Origin of the sequence: Algoriphagus aquimarinus (assembly GCF_900112005.1) — a bacterium.
GTDB lineage: Bacteria > Bacteroidota > Bacteroidia > Cytophagales > Cyclobacteriaceae > Algoriphagus > Algoriphagus aquimarinus.
The window spans coordinates 20,850-44,167 of the sequence record NZ_FOKK01000017.1 but is presented as its reverse complement, the minus strand read 5'-3'; the positions used below and the strand labels follow the sequence as shown (position 1 = coordinate 44,167).

Here is a 23,318-nt window from a genome sequence, read left to right as displayed (position 1 = left end):
CTTACTTAATTATAGTTACGTAACCTGTCATAGTATGACTTACACCCTGACTATCTGTTAATTGGAACTGGTAGTAGTAAGTACCACCAATCAGATTTTCTCCATTCCAGTCATTTTGATAGTTTGTGGATTTATAGACTTCTACACCCCAACGGTTAACTATCATCAGTTCATTTCGCTGGAAGAATTCCTGTAGTCCTCTGACAACCCAGGTATCATTAATACCATCGCCATTCGGTGTAAAGACATTTGGTATTCTGAATACCAATTGGCTATGTGTGACTGTATCTGTGTTATCGGAAGATTCAAGTTCCTCATCGTCTGAAACAGCACTAGCAGTATTAGTGACAGATCCTTCGGAAATCGCTTTCACCTGTATAGTCATCGTTTCTACTACCATTGGATCAATGGATACCATATTCCAGCTCAGCGTTCGCGTTTCTGCGTTGTAGGATATCGAGCCTGATGATACATCTGCACCTAAGTATTCTACTGAGGTAGGTAGTACATCGGTTACCACTACGTCATTGCTGGTATTCTCTGAATTGTTGGTCACCGTGATTTTGTATTCAAAATCTGAGTCCACCTGAATCAGGCTTGAAGACACTTGTTTATCTAGTACGAGATCCACTTCATTACTTGGGTCCATAGGAGTCGTACTTGTACTTACATCAGGGATGTTTCTTCCTGAAATAAAGGCCCAGTTGACCATTGGTCCTTCATCTGCCATTACTAGTAGTTTCACTTTCACCTCAAACCAAGCACCTGCTGCAAGACTATCGACATTCCAAACAACTGTCTTGTCCGATATTTCACCTGCTGGATTTGCTTCCATTGCCATTGTTCCTGCTGGTAGGGAATCTATTACCATTAGATCATAGGCCATATAATCTCCACTATTTTCTATTCGAATAGTGAAATCAACTAGATCTCCAACCGCTACCTTATCAACATCTGTCCATTTTCTGGCGGTAATAAATGTGTTAGTATTAGTAGGTTCATCTATCACTAATACTCCATCTCTAGGATCAGACTCTGTAGGATCTTCTCCATCTCCAGGAAGATCGACAACTGCAGTGTTATAAATAATATCGCCTACTTCTACCTCATCAGTTACTTTGGTAACGAGAGTCAGCTCAATAGTTTGACCTGCTGCCAATGATGGGATTATCCACGATACTACTCCGTTATTAAATATTCCCTCTTGGTCAGAATTCAAGTACAATAATCCTTCTGGTAGCCTATCCGTTACATCTATCTCTTCCTTCACAAGGCTTGAGATGTTTGTAACTTTAATCGTATAAGTCACCTCATCACCGATTCTAGCTTCAGAGACATTAGATACTTTCTCAATTGTAAATGATAGCGGGTCTATTACCTCCACCACTTCTGGATCAGATTCTGTAGGTGGCTCTGGATCATCTGGGCTGGAGACAATTGCGATGTTGGAGATCTTAGCTCCTTTTATTACCTCCGCATTTACCTTCACATTCAAGATCAAATCAATACTTGCTCCTGCTGCCAAAGTTGGAACTGTCCAAGTCACAGTGCCTGCATTATTGATTCCGCCATTATCTGCAGAGATAAAGGTCAAGCCATCTGGCAAAGCATCTGTGATACTTAGGTTAGTAGCCTCTTTATTTCCTGCATTGCTCACCGAGATCGTATAACTAAAGTCTCCACCCGCAAGAACTGTTGAAGTACTTGCCTTTTTCGTTATAGTCAAGTCCACATCTTTTTGCACGGTCACTACTTCTGGATCAGATTCTTTAGGAGTTTCCGGATCGTCTGGACTAGAGACAATTGCTACGTTGGAGATTTCAGTTCCACCTGGCACCTCAGCATTTACCATGACATTCAATACCAGATTTACAGTTTCTCCCGCTGCCAAAGTCGGAACCGACCAAGTCACTGTTCCACCGTTATTGGTTCCGCCATTATCTGCAGAGATAAAGATCAAGCCATCTGGCAAAGCATCTGTGATATTTAGGTCAGTAGCCTCTTTATTTCCAGTATTACTCACCGAGATCGTATAACTAAAGTCTCCACCCGCAAGTACTGTTGAAGTACTTGCAGTTTTGGTAATGGTCAAGTCCACATTTTTTTGCACTGTCACCACTTCTGGATCAGATTCTTTAGGTGGTTCTGGATCATCTGGACTAGAGACAATTGCTACGTTGGAGATTTCAGTTCCACCTGCTACCTCAGCATTTACCATTACATTCAAGACCAAATTTACAGTTGCTCCCGCTGCCAAAGTCGGAACCGACCATGTCACAGTGCCTGCGTTATTTGTTCCACCATTATCTGCAGAGATAAAGGTCAAGCCATCTGGCAAAGCATCTGTGATACTTAGGTCAGTAGCCTCTTTATTTCCAGTATTACTCACTGATATCATATAGCTGAAGTCACCACCCGCAAGCACTGTTGTAACACTTGCAGTTTTGGTTATGGTCAAGTTCACGGCTTTCTCTTCCTCTTTCGTCACAGTCACTACTGCAGGTTCGGATTCTTTTGGAGAATCTGAATCATCAGTACTAGAGACAAGCGCGAGGTTAGAGATTTGAGTTCCTCCTATTACATCAGCATTTACCATCACATTCAAGATCAGATCTATACTTGCTCCAGCTACCAAAGTCGGAACCGACCAAGTCACTGTTCCATCGTTATTGGTTCCTCCATTATCCGCAGAGATAAAGGTCAAGCCATCTGGCAAAGCATCAGTAATACTAAGGCTTGTGGCATCGCTTTGTCCAGTATTGCTCACTGTGATCTTGTAGCTGAAGTCTCCACCAGCAAGGACACTGGAAACACTTGCGGTTTTAGTAATAACCAAATCCACATCTTTTTCCACGGTCACCACTTCCGGATCAGATTCTTTTGGAGAATCTGGATCATCTGGACTGGAAACAATTGCTACGTTGGAGATTTGCGTTCCTGCACTGAGATCAGATGAGGTTGAAACCCAAACGGTAAGGTCTGCTATGGAATTCGCTGGGATTGATGGAATATTCCAAGTCACTGTCCCAGCATCAAATTGTCCCGAATTACTAGATGAAACATATGTCAATCTACTGTCCAAGGCATCCGTTACTGTTACGTTTGATACAGCAGAACTATTCGTATTTCTAACTGAAATAGTATAAGTGAATGTCGCTCCAGCAAAAACTTTTTCGCTTTCAGCAATTTTTTGAATTACCAACCCATCATTGGTATTACAATTATTCAAAATCGCCTTAACCCTAGCTCGCACTATACTTTCACAATTCGTCAATGGATTAGTTTGAGTTGCGTAATACGTCACACCATTTGCAAGAGGGGTTGATAGATCAAGTGGTGAATTATCATTGGCAGATGCATACCATTTAATACCAGTTCCTACAATGGCTATTGAATTCAAAGTTGGATTATCCGTCTCACAGAAATTCTGATTAGGATTATTCACTACAGGTGCATCTGTCTTATTCACTGTCACCGTCAGCATTGCAGCATTACCCGGAGCATTTTCGCAAACACCATCTCCAGTAACTGTAACATAGTAGGTAGTAGTCACTGTTGGACTTACCGTCAGGTTAGTGATCTCTGATGTCAAACCAGCATTGGTATAGAATCGGAATACTGGATTTGCTACTGTTGTGCTACTTGCTGAAAGCGTTGTACTTTCTCCTGCACAGATCTCAACATTTGTTGTTGAAATATCAGAAGTCATTGCGCCTGGATTTACCGTTACTGTGATCGTTGCTGCATCGCCAGGTGCATTTTCATTAATTCCGTCGCCGGAAACTGTTACATAATAAGTAGACGTGGCTGCTGGACTTACAGATAGGTTAGTCACCTCTGAAGTCAGACCAGCATCCGTATAGAATCTGAATACTGGATTCGTTACTGTTGGACTAGTTGCTGAAAGCGTTGTTGTCTCTCCTTCACAAATCTCCAAATCATCAGCTGTAATATCAGCCTCCGTTGCACTCGGAATCACTTTCACAGTTATGGTTCCAATATCGCTCAGCCCGTTTTCGTCTGTTACTTCATAAGGAACTTCGAAGCTCAATGCACCAGTGTAATTAGCCGGAACAGAGACAGTGACAACACCAGCTCCATCTATAGTGAGCGTAACACCTGAAGGTACTGCACTAAGATCTGGGGTGATATCCACAATCGCGCCGCTGCCTGGAGTAATCGGCAAAGTTTCAATTAATGGTGTGCCTGGAGTAACAGTTAATGTTACATCATCCGCAACTGGTCCTCCGTTCACGGTAATCGTAATCGTTCCTATATCACTCAGACCATTCTCGTCAGTTACCTCGTAGGGAACTTCGAAACTAGCTGGACCAGCGTAGCCAGCTGGAACATTGATGGTTACGACACCTGATCCGTCAATAGTTATTGTTACACCTGCTGGGACTGCGCTAAGATCTGGTGTGATATCCACGATCGCGCTGCTACCTGGAGTAATCGGCAAGGTCTCAATTAATGGGTTGCCTGGTGTGACAGTTAATGCCACATCATCCGCAACAGGACCACCATTCACAGAAATCCTCATTGTTCCTATATCACTCAGACCATTCTCGTCAGTTACCTCGTAGGGAACTTCGAAACTAGCTGGACCAGTGTAGCCAGCTGGAACATTGATGGTTACGACACCTGATCCGTCAATAGTTATTGTTACACCTGCCGGCACTGCGCTAAGATCTGGTGTGATATCCACGATCGCGCCACTGCCTGGAGTAATCGGCAATGTTTCAATTAAAGGTGTTCCTGGTGTAACAACCAATGTCAAATCATCCGCAACTGGTGCTTCGATCACAGTCACTGTGATTGATGCAGCATCCCCTAGAGAATTTTCGCAAACCCCATCACCAGATACTGTTACATAATATGTAGTTGTTACAGATGGACTTACTGTAAGATTTGTAATTTCATTAGTAAGGTTAGAATCAGTGTAGAATCGGAAAATTGGATTCGTGACTGTGCTACTAGTTGCAGAAAGTGTAGTACTCTCTCCTTTTACAATTTCTACGTCTGAAACAATAATATCAGAAGAAGTAGCACCAGGATTAACTTTGACAGTAACTGGAATCCTTATAGGATCTTCACATCCATCTCTTACTACTGCTATATAATAGTTCTTAATACCTGCAGGTGACAAAGCAGGAGTAGTATAGCTATTGCCGCTGGCCAATAATGTCCCTGCGGTTTCTTGATCATACCATCTTAAGCTCGTGCCTGCTGCCGCTGTTGCTTCAAGCGTTGCTGTTTCTCCCTCACATACTTCTAATCCATCTGTAATAGCAGTTGGAACTGGATAGTTGATTTGAGCTTGGTAGATTCTCCAGCCACTTTCCAAAGCACCTAGAACTGGTCTGTATTCAATTCGTACTCGGTCATAAGCTCCACCAGCTACAAATCTTACCTCTCCTTTGCTATTTGCTCCAGGTAAAGTAAGGCTGATTAAGTTATTGTCTACTGTTCCTCCGTCTCCGTTGCCATTAGAACCACTATATGATTCAAACGAAAGACCACTTATAACTCCAAGGTCAATCACAGAACCAGCTGTACCGACGGTGATTACAATTGTATCTCCAGCAGCGCCTGTCTGACCAAATACCAATTCCTGCCATACTCCGCCGGTAACTGCTACAGGTGCTACAAACCTTGAGTAAGTGTTAATATTACCATCTACTGCGTTACCTGGATTTTCTACAGAACACAATACACACAAGACGTATGTCCCGTTATTCTGGGCATTTGCTACTGTACAATCAGTATCGGCCGTCAATGGCTCAACAGTAACTGTAACCCCTGTAATATCAATAGACAAACATCCTGTTACAGTATTTCTAGTTCCTGCATAATATGTATATACACCAGCAGAAAGGACTCCAGTATTGTATGAACTACCTGTTGCTAGTTCTGATCCACCCTCATTGTACCATACAATTTCTACATCAGCAGGCATTGGGTCGATGGAAGCAGTAAGCACAGTACCAAAACCTTCAGAAATAATCACATCAGAACTTGTAGATGGAACATCTGGAAGAACATTCACAGTGATAGCGGTTGTAGCCGCAGGAGTGCTAAAGCAATATCCTTCTGCTACTACAGTAACATAATAGGTGGTATTTGCGGAAGGGCTAACTTGATAATCAGCACCAGTAAAGAATGCTCCTGTCAGATTTGCATTCAAATACCATCTGAATTCAGGATTTGAAATGCTTATTCCATTTAGGCTAGCATGTAGAATAGTTGATTCACCCTCACATATTGCACTTTGATCAACTGTAAGAATAATGTCTCCCGCATCAATTACCGTACAATCAGTAGCCATGCTATGTTGGGCAGTTTCAGATGCGTTCCCACCTGTTTCATCTGTAAAAAATGCTTCCGCATTGTTAACTATAGGAGCTGATCCAGTTACTGCATCCACTTCTACGGTGAATGTAAATTCCTGCATAGCGCCTACTGCCAAAGAAGAAATATCAAAAGTCAAAGTACCAGAACCAGCTGTACCTCCACCATTATTTACGACAGTAGTATTTGCTGGAATCTGATCAACTACAGAAATATCAGTAAGTGCTTTATTACCAGTATTTGTGACAGTCAAGGTGTAAGTAATAATATCTCCTACAATGGCTTTACCATCAGAGTCAGCATTATTACTCAATCCAATTTTATCAAAATCAATAGAATGAACTGGCGTTACATCTAACACAGTACCTGGGTCAGCCGTAGTGTTTGGATCCGTCGGATTGGTATTATCTACAGGAGGGAAAGATTCTTCTCCTGGAGTCAAGTCCGCAGAACTTACAATGGCAATATTTCTGATTTCATCTATTCCAGTCAGATCTGAATCCACTTTTACAGTAAATGATCCCACATTAGTAGACTGTCCTACTGACAAACTAGCAAGTGTGTAGGAAACATCAGTACCTGTTAAAGTCCCACCAGAAACATAGCTCACTCCTGTTGGAAGTTCATCATTGATACTCAAATCTGTCAAATCCTGATTTCCAGTATTTCTTACAAAAATTGTATAAACCAATGTTTCTCCACCGCTCACGGTTGTCTGAGTCGCATCTGCATCTACAGTTACAGATTTCCATATTTCAGCTGAGAAAATAGTATCTACTGGAATGTTAGTTCCTGTATCTCCACTCTCATCAGGATCAGTAGGATTCTCATTGTCCAATGGTGGATATGTCTCTGTTCCTATATCTCCAGGATTAGATTTCACTAGAGCGACATTAGAAATAAATTCCACGTCAGTAAGGTTTTGATCAACTAGGACACTAAAGCTTACTGTCGCTGTTGCACCGGAGGCTATATCCAGATTTTCAAATGTGATAACTCCTGAATCATTTACTCCACCACTTCCATCTACATAGGTAGTGTGTGCAGGAATCGCATCTGTGATCAGGTAATCTGTCATCGGTACAGTTCCTGTGTTTCTCACATGAATAGTATATTGAACAGTTTCACCGCCTGACACAGATGTAAGAGATGCGTCACCGTCGATGATGTAGCTTTTCCAAGATTGGAAAAGTGGAGTTTCACAATCCTGCAAAACGTAATACAATCTTACATTTGGCACTGCCGTGACAGAAACCAAAGATCGTAGTCGAATGGCGATTTCGTCAACGGCTACGCCTGGAGAAATTCTAATTTCCTCATTAGCACCATTGTTAAACAGATCTACCAAATTCACACTTCCTATAACAGCATTTTCTAACGTTTCTTCGTAGACCTCTACACCATCTAAATATCCTACCACCTCTATTCTACCGAATACGCCGGCATCCAATACTCCGGAACCAACACCCAATTTAATCTTGAATGTACCACCAGCTGCAATAGTCTGTCTGAACTGGATATTTTGCTGAATTGAACCAGCTACACCTAAAGTCCCAAGGCTCAATTCTGAATAATCGTCGTTATTGTTGTTGTCTAGAGCTCTTTCGGCATTGGTCACTCCATAGCTTCCAATGGAACCTGCATCAACTGTAATCCCAGATCCATCAAAGGAAGTAGTGAATCCAGTGGCACAAGCTTCAGCACCTATATCGTAGCATAAGCCATAAATATTGATGCTATTATCCTGACCAAGCAATAGTGCATCAGTATGATCTTCAATCGTAATGCTGTTGTAAGCTGCATTTGGAGTGATCGCCAAATAATATCTACCCAAAGCATCCTGCACAATTTTGACCTGATCATTGTATCCGCCAAAGCCATTTGCACTTGAAGCAGTGAAGAGTGGAGTACCACTTGCATCATTTGCAATTACATTGAAATAATGATTACCAAGAATGACCGTATTAAGTAGATCACTTAACACCGCTCCTACACTACCACCTAAAAGTGCATCCAACAAGCTAGCATCAGTATCGATTCTCATATATGAAGTAGTTCCTGCTGGTACAGTCACACCAGTTCCAAAGCCTAGTGTCACGTGCCCCGAGAAAGCACCTAATGAACCTATCACTCCACCTTTTGAATTGATAGTTGCAAAGCTGTTAAAGTTGCCGTCAAATAGATTTGGAAGATTGTCTGCATATGCAGCATCAACCAATTCCTCTGCACATACAGGACTTAAATAAGGAGGGTCAATCACATCTGGATCTGGACATTCAGCGGAAATCCTGCTTATCCCATATAATCTAATCGGAGCACTTGTGTTAATAGCGACAAGAGACTGAAGTCCGAAACTTACGCGATCATACACTACTCCAGGCTCTATAAGTAATTCCTGAATTCCTCCAGAATTTAGAAGGCCTAACACATCCAAATTATTGATCAATGCATTCTGAAGTGACTCATTATACACTTCCTCATTACCGTTGTAAAGAATCACTCGGTATGATCCTGCAAGATCAAGGTTTAGAATTCCTGCTTCTTCCAATTGCACTCTGATTCGCAGTGCATCAGTAGTTTGTGACTTCGTTTTGAAATAAATATTCTGGTAAACCGAAGCTCCTACCCCAGCCAGTCCAAGATTGATAGTAGAATAGTTTGAGCTATTTCCATCAATAGCATATTGAGGATTAAATACTCCGCCCTGGGTGATATCCAAAAGATCTACCGCTATTCCTGATCCATCAAAATCAGTAAAAGTTGCCTGCTCGCAGAGATCAAATTCAGTTTCCCTACACATGCTAAACACATGCATGGTAGCCGTATTTTCTGCCCCAATCAAAGCAGTTAAAAAATGCTCAATTCGTACCGATTGGTATGCTTGATCCGCTGTGAAGGCAATATAGAATCTTCCAGATTCATCCCGCACTACTCTCACATCTTGGTTGCCAAAACTAGTTTGACTACTTGCTGTGTAAATATCAGTTCCTCCAGCTGTGATCGGAGTAACGGTAAAATAATGATCGCCAAGCGCTATTGTTCCTAGCAAATCAGCTAGATCTGATCCCAAACTTCCGCCGAGTAATGCATTCAACTCGTCATTTTCAAATTCTATCCGAACATATGAAGTTTCTCCAGCTGCTACTGCTGCACCATATTTCAATTCTATCTGGCTACTATATGAACCCAATCCTAAAGCAGTTCCTGCACTAGCAGATAATACTGCATAGGAATCGTTATTTCCATCAATTGCATTTAGAGGGAAATTTGTGTTTTCCCAATCCACCACTTCCACGGCACAATCAGAAGTCGTAAACGGAGGAATAGTTTCTGTAGGATCCGTCAATTCTGGATCTGGACAGTCTGCACTGAATCGCTCTATGCTAAATACTTTAAGTGGGTTTTGAATCACATTGGCACTTACTGCAGATTCAATTCCAACTGCTAATCTGTCAAAAGCAAGTCCTGGCCCAAATGGAAGATTAATCGTTCCTCCGCTTTGCAATAAACCTAACAGATCCAATCCTGAAACTAACCCATCTCTAAGCTCTTGGGAGAACACCTCAGTGTCACCTTCAAAAGCCTTAATTACAATACTTCCCAAAACTTCGGCTGTCAATACACCGCCACCTTCCATGGCAAGCTTAACTCTGAAATGATCAGCTGGCGCAGAAGATGTGTGGAAATCAACAAATTGGTAAACGCTAGCTCCAATGCCTGCTACTCCAATACTTATTTCAGAAGCTGTAGCTGGATTTCCATCTATTGCAAAACCTGCATTAGAAACTCCAGCTTCTCCCAAGCCCAATAAATCCAAAGAAATACCATTACTCTCAGAATAAGTGGCAAATGCCTGCTCGCAAGCTTCAAAACCAGCAGAAGAACATACATGATAGACATTCATGCTTCGAACTTCGCCTAGGCCTGCTATCGCACCTAAAGTTTCAGTAATTTTGATGCTCGTGTAAGGACTGTCAGGTGTTACCTCTATGTAGTAGTGGTTATTCTTATCCTGAACAATTTTAACAGGTCGATTAAAGAACCCGTTGTTGCTGGAACTTGCAAAAACTTGTGATCCATTATTCTTCACTTCTACCGTAAAGTAATGGCTTCCAAAAAGAACATTGTCCACAACTCCGCCAAGTAACTGACCTGCTGTACCATCTATCAAACCTAAAAGAACTTCTTCATCAAAATCAATTCTTACATAAGATGAAGTTCCGGCAGGTCTGGAATCAAATCCTAACTCAACAAAACCCTCGTAATCGCCAATGCCCAAAGCAATTCCAGAACTGGCACTTAAAGTCGTGTAGGTATCATTATTACCATCTACAGCATTGAATGGGAAGTTGGCATTTTCAAAAGCAAGTACATTCGCATCACAGGTACCATTGCTTAGCATAGGATCTGTTGCCGCAGGCAAAGGAAGTGGATCCGGATCAATACAAGTAGCTCCAAATCGCTGCACGTCATACAATCTGATCGGTGAATTGGATAAAGCACTGAGAGAAACCAAAGAATTGTAGCCTACTGTAATCCTGTCAAAGGAAACTCCCGGTCCAAATGGAAGTGTAACTGCATCGCCATTTTGTAATAAGGTAAGCAGGTCAAGTCCGTTGATCAATCCACCTTGAAGTTTGGTTCTGTAAACCAAATTAGACCCATTATAGGCTCGTACTTCGATACCACCTATTAGATCTGCAGTCAACACACCAGCATTTGCTATGGCTAATTTCACTTTGAAGTAATCCTCAGGAGCAGATGGTGTTTCATAATAGATTGATTGGAACATAGAAGCACCTACTCCTAATGTTCCTATGCTTATTTCCGAATAAGAATTCTGATCGGTATCAATTGCATTTTCAGCATTTTTAACTCCCGAACCCAACAAATCAAGCGATATGCCCTCTCCATCAAAAGAAGTAAACCTAAATTCACCACACGCATCATCCCCATTAAGGTAAAATGCATTGTATACATCTAGCGTATACTCTGCACCTAAACCTGCTATGGATGTCGAAGTATTAATGAGTCGTATTCTATTATAGGAAGCGCTCGGTTTGATCGCCAAAAAATAATTTCCTGCTCCATCTTGAACCAATCTAACTCGATCAGTATCAAATCCCTGAGTACTATTTCTTGATAAAACAGTAGATCCAACGCTATTTCTAGCTTGGATCTGAATTTCTTGCTGGCCCAATAAAACTGCACTAAGTACATCGCTGAGTAAATCACCCAAGCTACCACCTAATAAAGCCTGTAAGAGATTACTATCGGCTCCGATTCTCACATAAGACCAGGTGTCTGCCGGGATATTTGATCCAAAATTCAATTCTATTTCAGCACTATATTTCCCAAGCGAGGCTAATATCCCTGGACTGGCATACATCCTACTGAAATCATTATTATCTGACAGCGTGTTATTTACATTTTTAACTGTAGAACCCATGCATGGAAACAAATTACCAAAGCCGCAGCCCGTAGCGCTGTCTACTCTCTGATCAGTACTTATTACTGTTGCAGTAGTGGGATATGCCTTGCTTTGACCAAAGGTTTCTGCTCCAAAACTTACAGTAAATAACAATAAAAATGTTATTCCAAAATAAAATCTAGAACACATACCACTTAAAGTCAACATGTTATGTTTAAAGAAAGTCTTCATATGTTGCTGCTTTAAAATTTTCGCTTGAGATAGTAATTAGTGATTGAGTTGTCCAGTAATTTTTCTGCATCCAAGAAGTATCTGAGATGAAGGAAATAGTGGACTTTATATCTATCCTACACATATTAAAAAAATGATGAAAATACACTTCAAAGAAGTTATCCCAATAATTACTGAGGCAGTTTTTACCCTCTTCATAGGCTGAGTAAAAAGCGCCTAATCCCATCAAATAGGAGGTGGTAAAAACAATGATTTTGTAGTGAAAGTAATTATGCTTCATATAGAACAATTCGGTAGTAAAAATTTAACCCACATCTAAATTATAGATTAAACAGACACGTAAATTCTACGAGTTTGAATCTGTTATTTACTTGCGTAATTCTGTTATCTAAATGAAATAATATGGAAAGAGGCAGGCATTAATGAGGTTATTTATAGAAAAACAGACAAAAAGCATAGCTCAGAAACTTGAGCTATTTCTTGATCAAATGATGGGTATGAACCTGATCATTTTCTCTAATAATCAAAAAATATTGGCCAGAGGCGTGGGACTCTAAACCCGCTATCCGAAAAGGATTCTGACCAGCAATCTGGGTTGAGCCTTCCTTCAAAAGTGAGCCTTTGCCTGAATATAGAGAATAGGAAATTTCTTTAGCTTGGTCGAATTGCGCTCCTATTGTAAAAGAGTCTTCAAATTCATTCGGAAACACTAAAAAAGACTTGTCTATGGGCTGCGAATTAAAAACACGCCGAAGATTTGACACAAATTCCAATTCACCGCCTAAGCTCCTGACTACTAATCTATAATAACTATCTCCAAACAAAGGATTGGTGTCAAAAAAGCTATTTTCAGTATTTTTTGCTAATTCACCTTCCCAGATATCTTCGAAAACAAGATCACTACCCGCTCTTTGGACTACTAGTCGCTGATCCAAGCGATCAATTGCAAAATCCCACTTCACTGCTACCTCATTTCTTCCAGCAAAATGAGCATCGAAACTTTGTAGAGACACATTTAGTATTCTGGCAATAGAGCTAAGATCTATTTCTTTTGGCTCACTAGGCCCACATCCTTCTATTGGCACCCAATTCAGGTAAAATTTGTAAGGGTCTAATTCATCCCTAAACTTCAATCCAGTCATCGTTAGTTTACCACTGTCTACTTGGTAAAGAACCTCCCCTATCAAGTCGCCGTCTTGAAGCTCGATGACCATAGTTTCGTCCAAATACCATTCAAATTCTCCTTCTCCAGTCCAGCCAAGCAAAGTTGGATTAAGAGTTACAGGATTCACACCTTCATAATAGGTGTACTTTCCTTCTTCATCTATTCCTATTTCCCCGGAAGGCTGAATGTTGTAATTCGCTGCTGATGGAATTGGCTTTACTTTTACTTTAAATCTTGCCGGCTCGCTCTCCCCTGCGCAGGAAGCGCCTTGCGACTTTACCAAAAATTCGTAATCTCCAGGAATCAGATCATCTGGGGTTGTGTAAGCATCGGCTGTCCCCATAGAAATCTCAGTACTGGATTCTAATCTATACCAACTCAAATCTCCACCACTCACATTATTTGGAGTCACAGTCACGGTCTCTCCTTCACAAATAATAAATTGGCCCTCTTCTGGTATCGTATCTATTTCAGGTCTTATAGGAGCTACTGTTACACCACTGATTTGTAGGCTTCCTTCTAATAGACCTACCCCCACCAAAGAAGATACCCGTATACCAATCCGGTCTATAGTCGATGCGGCATCGCTAATTGGAAATTTGAAAAATTCGTCCGAAGCTAATAAACCCAAAACGTCCAAATCCAATAAGGATGCAGCAGAAGTAGAGCTAACAACGGCACCATTGGAATAGGCTATCAATTCAACATAGTTTAAAAGCCCCAAATCCAATAATGATTCTCCAGTAGCCATACTGATAAGGATTTCATTTCCTGGCTGAACCGGTGAATTGAAATAAATCATTTGCTCTACAGTACCTGCCACTCCCACTACTCCCAATGAAATCTCAGAAAATGTACTGTCCAAATCATCATCAATGGCCAAGTTTAAAGATGATATCTGGGCATTTAAACTCGCTACATCCAAAGTAAGTCCACTACCATCAAAGCTGGTAAATACAGGCTCTCCACCACAAGGGTCTGGCTCAAAATAAAAAGCATGGTGGACATCTAATTCGTATTCTGACCCTAAGCCTGCTACAGAGTTGGACTGATTTGTAATTCTAATTCTATCGTAGGCAGAACTAGGTTTGATCGCAATATAAAAATCACCTGAGGCATCACTTACTAACCTGACACGGTCAGTATCAAAGCCTGTAATGCTAGACCGCATTAACACGGAACTTGAGGATGTTCTAGCTTCAACGATGATATCTTGCCGTCCTAAAAGCACGGAACCCAAAACACCAGAAAGAACATCACCAAGACTCCCTCCCAATAAGGATTGAAGCAAACTTTCATCTCCGTCAATCTTTATATAGGTAGTGGTATTGGCTGGTACTTCCCCATCAAATCTCAACTCAATTTTTGATTTGTACGCACCTATACCGATCGCAATTCCAGGGCTAGCAACTAATCTCGCGTGACTTCCATTATTACTTTCTGCATTGGAAAGATTAAATATAGTAGGCTGGCAAGAGGGCTGCAAAAAACCTCCGCAGGGGGACACTCTATTTCCAATTATAGCATTAGCACTATTTGCATATATGGAACTTCCTAATGCAGAAGAACAATAAACTATAGCACATAAAGTAAGTACAATTAAAATTCCACCTACTTTGTTTAAACAAAAACTCCCCATTTGATGTATTTATCAAAAAGGAAATTTAACTCCATTATATTAAATAAAATTTACTCTAGAATTTCCAGACAATCTATTCAACATTAAATACACAAATATGTGTTCAAAAAGCATTTACACTTAATCTTATATAGTGATTATTTTAAGATCTATGTATATAATAACATATAAAAATCACAGGGTTACAAAAAACATCAGTTAGATAACAAAACCGGATTAAAGCTGCAAAAACAGGTGATTTCAGGAGAATTACTTAGTGAAACGAACGGTCACCTTGGTTCCTGTGCCTAGCTTTGATTCTATTGAGACAGTCCCTCCATGCAATTCTACAAAATTTTTAACCGCAACTAAACCAAATCCAGACCCAGGAATTCCGTTTGAATTTGAGCCACGAAAAAACGGGGTAAATACAAAAGGCAAATCCTCTTCCGTTATTCCAATTCCATAATCTGTAATCTCAATTCCAAAAAGCTCATTTTTTTGGAATGGTCGAACAACAGGTTTCCTACTTTTCCCACCATATTTTAAGGCATTGCTTACTAAGTTGGTAATGCTAGTTTGGATCAAAAACTTATCCCATTCGACAGCTTGATCAATATCTGTATCGGGGACATAATCGACTTTGTCTAAAAAATCGTGGGTTTGCAGTGTGTCTTTCACAAAATGGCTTAATGAAACCTTCTCCTTCTTTAAAACTGGGCTGTTATTTACAAATCGTTCGTAGTCGAGCGAATGAATTACCAACTTATGAAGATTATCTAATTCACGTTCAATTTTTTGTCCATGAATTTTAATGTTCTCTAATTCTGGGATTTTTCCCAAGGTTTGTAAATTATTTGTAGTCAATTTCTCCAAATAGTACTTAGTAAGTTCCACACTAGAGATCATAGTAGCCAAAGGTGTCTTGAACTCGTGAGAAACTATATTCATAAAGTCAGAGAGAAATGAATTGAACTGTTTCTCCTTTTTGAGTGAGCCAATTAGTCTTTGTTCAAAATTTATTTGAGAGGAAACATCTCTGATCACTGCTATTACTTTATGATTACTCTCTTCATAGAGGCTGGTAACATTCGATTCCACCCAATATTCGCCTTCATTCCTAATACTCATTTTGAGTCGAGATCTATACCTATCCTCAGATATCTGGTATTCAGAATTCAGCGTTTTTTTCAATAGTGCTCTAATTTTCTTTTGAATTTCCTCATTAGTAAGCCTATGGTCAAAAAACTGAGAGGCTGAGGGTGATATAAATTCAAAGCTAAATTCATCGTCCATCACTACAATTAAATCTGCGCTATGATCAGCGACTTTGGCGAGAATTTGAGCTTTTTCCATTGAATCTTTCTCAAATCGGATCTTATCCTGTTCAGATTTATAAGCTTCAATAATGACTGAATATGCCGAAATAAAGGGCTTCAAATGGGTAATATCTTGATCTGTAAATCCTTCAACTTTATTCCCTAAACCGACCAATCCTATTACCTCGTCACCTTTGAATATGGGAACTCCTAAAAAATTCTCTATCGTAGGATGACCTGGAATATGCTTCCCTTTGGCGTGAGGATTTGTTGATGGATTGTTTTCTAATATAATTTTAGACTCCACTATACAGGCTCCAAAAAGGTTATCAAAATGTCGAAATAGAAAATCATTCTTCACATGATTATGATACAGTTTGAAGGATTCCTCTCCAGTACTGGATATATCTGTGGCAGCATGTATTCTTAAAACTTGTTTCCCTTTTTCATCAAAATCAACTTTACCTACAAACCCAAGCTTTGCATCTATTACATTGAGAATATTGCTTAGTAATAAATCATAAGGATTGGCACCTTTTGATTTTGACAAGAAATGGTTCTGAACCTCCACTACCCTAGAAAGCAATTCATTGGTTCTCGTTAGTTTCTCCTCAGTCGCCTTTTGAACAGAAATATTTTTTAGAATACATAAAATTAACAATTTATCATCTGGGCTGGTTTTGAAGAGACTCAACTCATACCATGTGCCCTCTGCTTTTTCCAAATAAAGTTTAGCATCACACTGCAAAGTCGATGATTCACCTTCTGAAATCCATTTAATCACTTTCAGAAATTGCTGTTCTTCAACAAAAAAATCCTTTATAATGAAACCTGCGGCAAGTACTGAAAAAGGTTGATTTAGAAGAGGAGCTGTTGCGGCATTAACGACAATTGCGCGGGTAAGGGTCTGATTTAGTAGAATAGCAGGTGATTCCATTTTCTCAACTATCTCAACCAACGCATTATACGAGACCTCAAATATATTTTTTCGATCCTGTATAAATATAACCGAATGGAAAGTTTGCTTTTTATGATCTACCCAACTCAATTCCCTTATCAAAAATTCTACACCCTGCCAATCTAGCGTATAGTTAAATATTTGATCCCCAACTTTGTCAAAACTCCTTTCTACACCAGCAGTACCACAATCAGAGAATGTGGAAATTAATCTCTCAAAACCCACAAATGTTTGCACCTGAGAATCAAAGCTTCCCCCAAAACGCAACCTTAAACGATCACTAATCTTGATTAAATTTCCGGTCTTCAAATCGAAGATTAAATCTTCGTTTTGAAAAATTGTCACTCGAGGCGCTTTGCCAGTCATATCTGTATTTTTTATGATTTTTTCTCTAAACTATTGAATTACTCCTAATTATTCTCTTTTTTGCCTTATATAAACTTCCTCATAAGCGCGTATGAACAGAACATATACTAAAACTAAAGTATTATTAGTTGAGGATAATTATAATCTTTCTGAAAATATCAAAGAAATTTTGACGCTTCAAGGCTATGAAATCTCAGAGATTTTGGACGAAGCGGAGAATGCTTTATCAAGCATAAAAAAAATTCTTCCCGATGTAGTTTTACTTGATATAAAATTGAAAGGGATTAAAACTGGGATTGAACTTGCCGAAGAAATTAGAGAAAGTATAAATATTCCAATTGTGTTTCTCACCTCATCGTCTGGCTCAGATGTAGTAAAAAAAGTAAAACATATATGTCCTGATGGTTTTATCACCAAACCATTTACTACTAATACACTTTTGACCTCCATAGAGTTAGCTGTAGAAAATCACAAATTCAATTCTGGAAAAGCTTCAGCACCAGAAGAAAAACAACTTACAGATCTATTTATAAGAGAAAATGGATGGCTTAAAAAAATCCTAATCTGTGATATAAGTTGGATAAAAGCAGAAGGTACCTATACTCATATATTTGTCAATGAGAAACAGTATACCTTGCGAAATACGGTCAAGGATCTGATGCAAAAACTCCCTGCTAATCAATTCTCAAGAATTCATAAATCATATATAGTAAATATGAAAAAAGTAGAAGCACTTAGCTCTACTGCGGTAAAAATTGAGGACATGGAAATTCCAATTGGTCGAAACTATTATCAAGCACTATTAAAGAATATCAACAAACTTTCAAATTAAGAACTAATTCTAACTTTGTAGTCTCCCTAAAGACTCAATATATTCTGAGAGCAAAAATCAGTTTATTTTTATAACTGCTCTTTTTTTTATTATTGGAAATGCAAGTTTTCATAGCCTGAATTTAACAACAAGATATTAGTTACCTTTCCTTCAGGTGATGGATTCTCATGCAAGACCACGTTCGCTAGGACTACTATTCGATAAATAAAACCAACGTGTAATATTCAATCTACACAGTCATGGTTTTCAGCGATTCCAATTATAATGTGATAGCGCTTTTAGTTTGCAACTAACTACCCTTCGATCTCCTCTACCAAATCTGCATACCAAGCCTCACCGTATTTACGGGTCAATGCATCTTTCAGGAATTTGTAGATCGGGACTTTTAGACTTGATCCCAACTGACATGCCGGATCACAGATATGCCAGCGATCGTAATTCAATGCATCAAACTGATCGTATTTGGTGACTCTAATCGGGTACATATGACAGCTGATTGGCTTTTTATAGGTAGTCTTCCCATCAAGGTACGCTTGCTCGATTCCGCATTTCAATATCCCTCGATCATCATAGAGCGCATAGGCACATTCACGGTTGTCTCCGATTGTTGGCGTGCCTTTGTCACCGTCCTTATCAAATACCCATGTACCTTGCCTTTCAATAGCTTGACGGCCTTCCTCAGTGATGTAATCTTTGACGATTGGATAGATATCCTCGATGATTTTGGTTTCCTCATCTTCCAAAGGAGCACCAGCATCCCCTTCTACACAGCATGCGCCCTTGCAAGCTTCTAGGTCACAGACGAAAAAATTCTCTTTAATGTCATCCGAGAGCACGGTATCCCCTACTATTATCATGGTCTTCTTTGTTAGCGAGCAAAGTTAAGCAATCAAAAGCTAGGCATTCGGCTTAGCAAAGTCTTTTCTTCGCACATATACGCCTTTCTTTAGCTTTGCGATAATGTACCCCGCGCTATCTATTACCTCACAAGGGAACTCAAACACTCCTTTTCCATCTCGATCCACAGCTATTTTAATCTCCGAAATCTGAGCTTGAGAGAGCTTGAATTCAGCGTACACAGTTCCTTTTCCAGGTTTCACGAATTCAATGCTCGCCGTTTTATCCCAGACGATATACTCCTCGCCCAATTGAATCAGTAAAATAAACATGAAAAATGGATCGCACATAGCGTAGAGCGAACCTCCAAAAGCTGTTCCCATCAAATTTCTATTAAACCAGGTAAGTTTGAGCCTGGTGCGAAACATGGAGAAATCATCTGCAAAATCAACAACCTTAATCCCTGAAAATAGGAATGGTGGATACCAGTTGACCGCTCGGATCATTTTCCTAAACTTCTTGCTTTTGCTACTATCCATCTGAAAAAGATAAGCCAAAAGCCACAGAAAAAGAACGAGTTATATATGCACACCTCTTTTAGGCTGTTTGCTATCGCATATTTTTAAAACTGATAGCAAGATTTTAACGTTCTTTGCATCGTGCAAGTCGTCTTGTCGCCGTCTCATGGTAATAGTGAGGAGGAGGAAAGTCCGGGCAATATAGAGCGCCATACTTCCTAACGGGAAGGAGGCTGACTGGTGACGGTCAGTTTACAGCTAGTGCAACAGAGAATATACCGCCATTCGACTTCGGGGCTTGCCCTGATGCCGAAAGCTATCGGCACGAAGGGTAAGGGTGAAAAGGTGGAGTAAGAGCCCACCGCTCTGGCAGTGATGTCAGGGGCACGGCAAACCTTATGGGTTGAAAGATCAAATAGGTTCCGCGTCGGATTAAGTTTCGAGAAAAGTTGCTCGCTTTTATGCGGAACGGGTAGATCGATAGATCCCAACTGTGAAGTTGGGGCTAGATAAATGACAAGAAACCAATTCTGAAAATAGAAGAGGAAACAGGACCCGGCTTATAGACTTGCACTTTTTTATTTTATATTGAAACTATGTCGAAAATATTGATCATCGATGACGAGAAAGTCATCCGCGCTACACTACGCGAAATTTTAGAATACGAGAAATACATTGTTACTGAAGCTCAAGATGGCGAGGAAGGCTTGGCAAAATTGCAGGAAGATGATTACGATCTAGTTCTCTGCGATGTCAAAATGCCTAAAATGGATGGAATTGAAGTTCTGGAAAAAGCTAAGGCATTGGATAGATCTCCTCAATTCATCATGATCTCTGCTCACGGAAGTATAGAAACTGCCGTAGAAGCCACTAAAAAAGGCGCTTTCGACTTTATCCCGAAACCTCCAGATCTTAATCGCTTACTTCTAACAGTTCGAAATGCTTTAGACAAAAAGAATCTAGTCACTGAGACTAAAGTTCTGAAGAAGAAGCTTTCCAAAAAACTGGACATGGTCGGAGAATCTGATGCCATTCAGCAGGTAAAAGAAACGATCGAGAAAGTAGCTCCTACGGACGCGCGAGTTTTAATTACAGGCCCAAATGGAACGGGCAAAGAACTGGTAGCACACTGGGTGCATGCCAAAAGCAATAGAGCTTCACAGCCTTTTGTAGCAGTAAACTGTGCAGCTATTCCTTCAGAGTTAATTGAAAGTGAGCTTTTCGGACATGAAAAAGGCGCCTTCACCTCAGCTCACAAGCAGCGTCAAGGTAAATTTGAGCAAGCTCAAGGCGGCACCCTATTTCTCGATGAAATCGGTGACATGTCACTTTCAGCCCAGTCCAAAGTACTACGTGCTCTTCAGGAAAATCTGATCAATCGTGTAGGTTCGGACAAAGACATCAAAGTAGATGTACGTGTATTGGCCGCTACGAATAAGGATCTGAAAAAAGAGATTGAGGAGAATAGATTCAGAGAGGATTTGTATCACCGACTCGGTGTGATCCTCATACAGGTGCCTGCATTGAAGGATAGAAAAGATGACATCCCTTTACTTGTTAGTAAGTTTCTGGATGACATCTCTCAGGAAAATGGTGATGCTCCTAAAAGTATCAGTAAAGCAGCAATGGCAAAACTGCAGGAATATCCTTGGACAGGAAATATCCGAGAACTTCGTAATGTGGTAGAGAGATTGGTGATTTTGGGCGAACCTGAAATTAGCCTAGAGGATATAAAAAAATACGCTGACTATTAAGTCAGCGTATTTTTTTTTTAGCTATTGGCGTCCTGAGATGTAGGTGCTTTCGCGTAAGCTGGGCATGGCTTGCTGGAAGCACAAGCTCCCAAGGCTAAAATCCCAATTAATAATGCAGCTGTGGCTAATTTTTTCATGTCGTGAATTTTGTTCTGTTCAAATATGTCCAATAAATATTAAGATAGCAATTACTGAACCAAGAGATTACAACCGCGAATTTCACTGTTATCAAATCTTCCTAGCACTTCCAACATTCCATTTTCATCGTACTTACCCAAATCTTGGGTTTCGATAAATGCACAAGAATGGAAATTTGCGAGATCAATCACATTAATACCTCCTTGGGACCTTTGAGAAAGAGTAAGTGGATCATTAACATCTCTTAGAACAACACGCATAGAATTGGGTAAGGTATATTTCCCATGACCTTTGGAATAAGCCTGAGACATCAATTCCGTCATACCGTATTCAGAATGGATAGCCTCTACACCGAAAAATGGTTTGAGGACATCGTGCACTTCCTCACGAATCATCTCCTTTCTTCTCCCCTTCATCCCGCCAGTTTCCATTACGATAAGGTTTGATGGAGCATTGAACTTTTTGCCTGATTCTGCCAAATCCAATAAGGCAAAGGTGACTCCTAGAAGTATTACTTTTCGCCCTTCATTTGCCAGCAATTCCATTTTCTCCAGCAATTCATCCTGATTGTAGAGATAAAATCCAGAATGCTCCGATTTGCTTTCTCTGATAAAATGATCAGCCATGCTCACTAAGCTACTTCCTTTTCTCTCTAAATATGCAGGCAAGAGTGCCAAAACATGAAATCCCTCTAACTCTCCATACTCAGCCTCAAAGATTTGCTGTGCATGTTGTTGATACCAACTCTCAGACCAGAAATAATGCTTACTGGTAATCATCCCAGTGGTTCCACTACTGGAGAAGTATCCTTTCATTGTAGCATTCGGAGCTGAGATCACGTCATGGTCTTTGAAAAAGCGAATTGGTAAAAATGGAATTTGATCCAAGGATTTCACCGATTGCGTATTTACGTTTCGAGCTTCAAGGTATTTCCTGTAAATTGGATTAGCCTGAGCTTGGAATCGAAAAAGTTCTAATGCAAGATTTTCAAATTCTTCCCATTTCAAATTACTTAGCCTACTCGAAAAACTTTTAAAATCCTGCATCGTTTTATATTTTGCATCAATCCAACCAAAGTATTGGTTTAATTTGGTGGTAAATTTACTTTCACCCTATGCGTTTAAAAAGCTATTTAGGAATATTCTTTTTGCTGATCCTCGCAACTGCCTGTATCAATCCACCAGATAATTTCCCTTCTGTCCCTAAAATCGTCTTTGAATCAATCGAATACGCGCCAACGTCAGGTGCAGATTCTCTGATTATCGGAATTGATTTTCAAGATGCGGAGGGAGATCTAGGATTATCAGCTACTGATGACGACCCTCCTTTTCATGATGTGGATTTCCAGAGGAATTCTACCGGAGAGTTGATCACCTATAGCACCAGACCTTCTGAGGCTCCAACTTACAATCCCATAGATTGGTTAGTGAATCCTATAGTAAACAACATAGTTGTAAAAGACACTATTTGGGTAAAACAGAACCCAAATCAATTCAATATTTTCGTGAGATTCTTTATCAAAAGAAATGGGCAATTCAAGGAATTTAAATGGCAAGACCCTCCATTCTATACCACATTCAATGGTCGATTTCCAAGAATCCTTACTTCAGAAGATGGTCAGGCTGTAGAAGGAAACATCAGTTATGGAATGCTCTCCTCGGGCTGGGAATCTATTTTCAGAACAGATACTATAAGAATAGATGTATCTATTCAGGATAGAGCTTTAAATCGAAGTAATGAAGTGTCCAGTCCTGAAGTGACACTCAAGCAAATCACCAGACCAGCTAATTAGAACAAAAA

At 40.0% G+C, this 23,318-nt stretch carries 10 protein-coding genes and 1 other RNA gene; 4 read left to right on the top strand and 7 right to left on the bottom strand.

Annotated features, from left to right (window positions below; all coding sequences use genetic code 11):
• Position 1: 1 nt before the first annotated feature.
• The 4 genes from BM291_RS17820 to BM291_RS17805 all read right to left on the bottom strand — a co-directional run bounded on the left by BM291_RS17820 (position 2) and on the right by BM291_RS17805 (position 17,439).
• Positions 2 to 12,013: an Ig-like domain-containing protein gene (locus tag BM291_RS17820; protein WP_092899960.1), complete on the bottom strand. Its 12,012-nt coding sequence runs from the start codon at positions 12,011 to 12,013 to the stop codon at positions 2 to 4.
• Positions 11,997 to 12,293, bottom strand: a complete 297-nt coding sequence (locus BM291_RS22175) for a hypothetical protein (protein WP_092899958.1) — start codon at positions 12,291 to 12,293, stop codon at positions 11,997 to 11,999. Before BM291_RS22175 ends, BM291_RS17820 begins: the two co-directional genes overlap by 17 nt.
• A gap of 193 nt (positions 12,294 to 12,486) precedes the next feature.
• Positions 12,487 to 14,685, bottom strand: coding sequence for a T9SS type A sorting domain-containing protein (locus BM291_RS17810; RefSeq protein ID WP_139229132.1), 2,199 nt, complete (start codon positions 14,683 to 14,685; stop codon positions 12,487 to 12,489).
• Between the two features lie 381 nt (positions 14,686 to 15,066).
• Positions 15,067 to 17,439, bottom strand: coding sequence for an ATP-binding protein (locus tag BM291_RS17805; RefSeq protein ID WP_092899954.1), 2,373 nt, complete (start codon positions 17,437 to 17,439; stop codon positions 15,067 to 15,069).
• A gap of 91 nt (positions 17,440 to 17,530) precedes the next feature.
• On the opposite strand from BM291_RS17805, the gene BM291_RS17800 reads away from it, so the two are divergent.
• Positions 17,531 to 18,271, top strand: a complete 741-nt coding sequence (locus BM291_RS17800) for a LytR/AlgR family response regulator transcription factor (protein ID WP_092899952.1) — start codon at positions 17,531 to 17,533, stop codon at positions 18,269 to 18,271.
• 293 nt (positions 18,272 to 18,564) lie between these two features.
• Here BM291_RS17800 and BM291_RS17795 read toward each other — a convergent pair whose 3' ends face one another.
• A complete protein-coding gene (locus tag BM291_RS17795) occupies positions 18,565 to 19,128 on the bottom strand; it encodes a DUF3109 family protein (protein WP_092899950.1) in 564 nt (187 codons plus the stop codon).
• Between the two features lie 39 nt (positions 19,129 to 19,167).
• Positions 19,168 to 19,647, bottom strand: a complete 480-nt coding sequence (locus BM291_RS17790) for a DUF4442 domain-containing protein (protein ID WP_092899948.1) — start codon at positions 19,645 to 19,647, stop codon at positions 19,168 to 19,170.
• 119 nt (positions 19,648 to 19,766) lie between these two features.
• On the opposite strand from BM291_RS17790, the gene rnpB reads away from it, so the two are divergent.
• Positions 19,767 to 20,205, top strand: an RNA gene (rnpB, locus tag BM291_RS17785) — RNase P RNA component class A.
• 17 nt (positions 20,206 to 20,222) lie between these two features.
• Positions 20,223 to 21,380 (top strand): sigma-54-dependent transcriptional regulator, encoded by a 1,158-nt coding sequence (locus BM291_RS17780; protein WP_092899946.1) that lies wholly within the window; start codon positions 20,223 to 20,225, stop codon positions 21,378 to 21,380.
• Positions 21,381 to 21,568: 188 nt separating this feature from the next.
• Here the strand turns inward: BM291_RS17780 and BM291_RS17775 are convergent, their stop codons facing one another.
• Entirely contained in the window at positions 21,569 to 22,564 is a 996-nt protein-coding gene (locus tag BM291_RS17775; protein WP_092899944.1) for a LuxE/PaaK family acyltransferase, read from the bottom strand.
• A 68-nt stretch (positions 22,565 to 22,632) separates the two neighbouring features.
• Between BM291_RS17775 and BM291_RS17770 the strand changes: the two genes are divergently transcribed.
• Entirely contained in the window at positions 22,633 to 23,310 is a 678-nt protein-coding gene (locus BM291_RS17770) for a hypothetical protein (protein ID WP_092899942.1), read from the top strand.
• The last annotated feature ends 8 nt before the right edge of the window (positions 23,311 to 23,318 follow it).

Excerpts from the sequence above, each read along its gene's own strand:
- BM291_RS17770 (WP_092899942.1), top strand. The coding sequence starts at position 22,633 with ATGCGTTTAAAAAGCTATTTAGGAATATTCTTTTTGCTGATCCTCGCA.
- BM291_RS17790 (WP_092899948.1), bottom strand. The coding sequence starts at position 19,647 with ATGGATAGTAGCAAAAGCAAGAAGTTTAGGAAAATGATCCGAGCGGTC.
- BM291_RS17805 (WP_092899954.1), bottom strand. The coding sequence starts at position 17,439 with ATGACTGGCAAAGCGCCTCGAGTGACAATTTTTCAAAACGAAGATTTA.
- BM291_RS22175 (WP_092899958.1), bottom strand. The coding sequence starts at position 12,293 with ATGAAGCATAATTACTTTCACTACAAAATCATTGTTTTTACCACCTCC.
- BM291_RS17795 (WP_092899950.1), bottom strand. The coding sequence starts at position 19,128 with ATGATAATAGTAGGGGATACCGTGCTCTCGGATGACATTAAAGAGAAT.
- BM291_RS17820 (WP_092899960.1), bottom strand. The coding sequence starts at position 12,013 with ATGAAGACTTTCTTTAAACATAACATGTTGACTTTAAGTGGTATGTGT.
- BM291_RS17780 (WP_092899946.1), top strand. The coding sequence starts at position 20,223 with ATGTCGAAAATATTGATCATCGATGACGAGAAAGTCATCCGCGCTACA.
- BM291_RS17800 (WP_092899952.1), top strand. The coding sequence starts at position 17,531 with ATGAACAGAACATATACTAAAACTAAAGTATTATTAGTTGAGGATAAT.
- BM291_RS17775 (WP_092899944.1), bottom strand. The coding sequence starts at position 22,564 with ATGCAGGATTTTAAAAGTTTTTCGAGTAGGCTAAGTAATTTGAAATGG.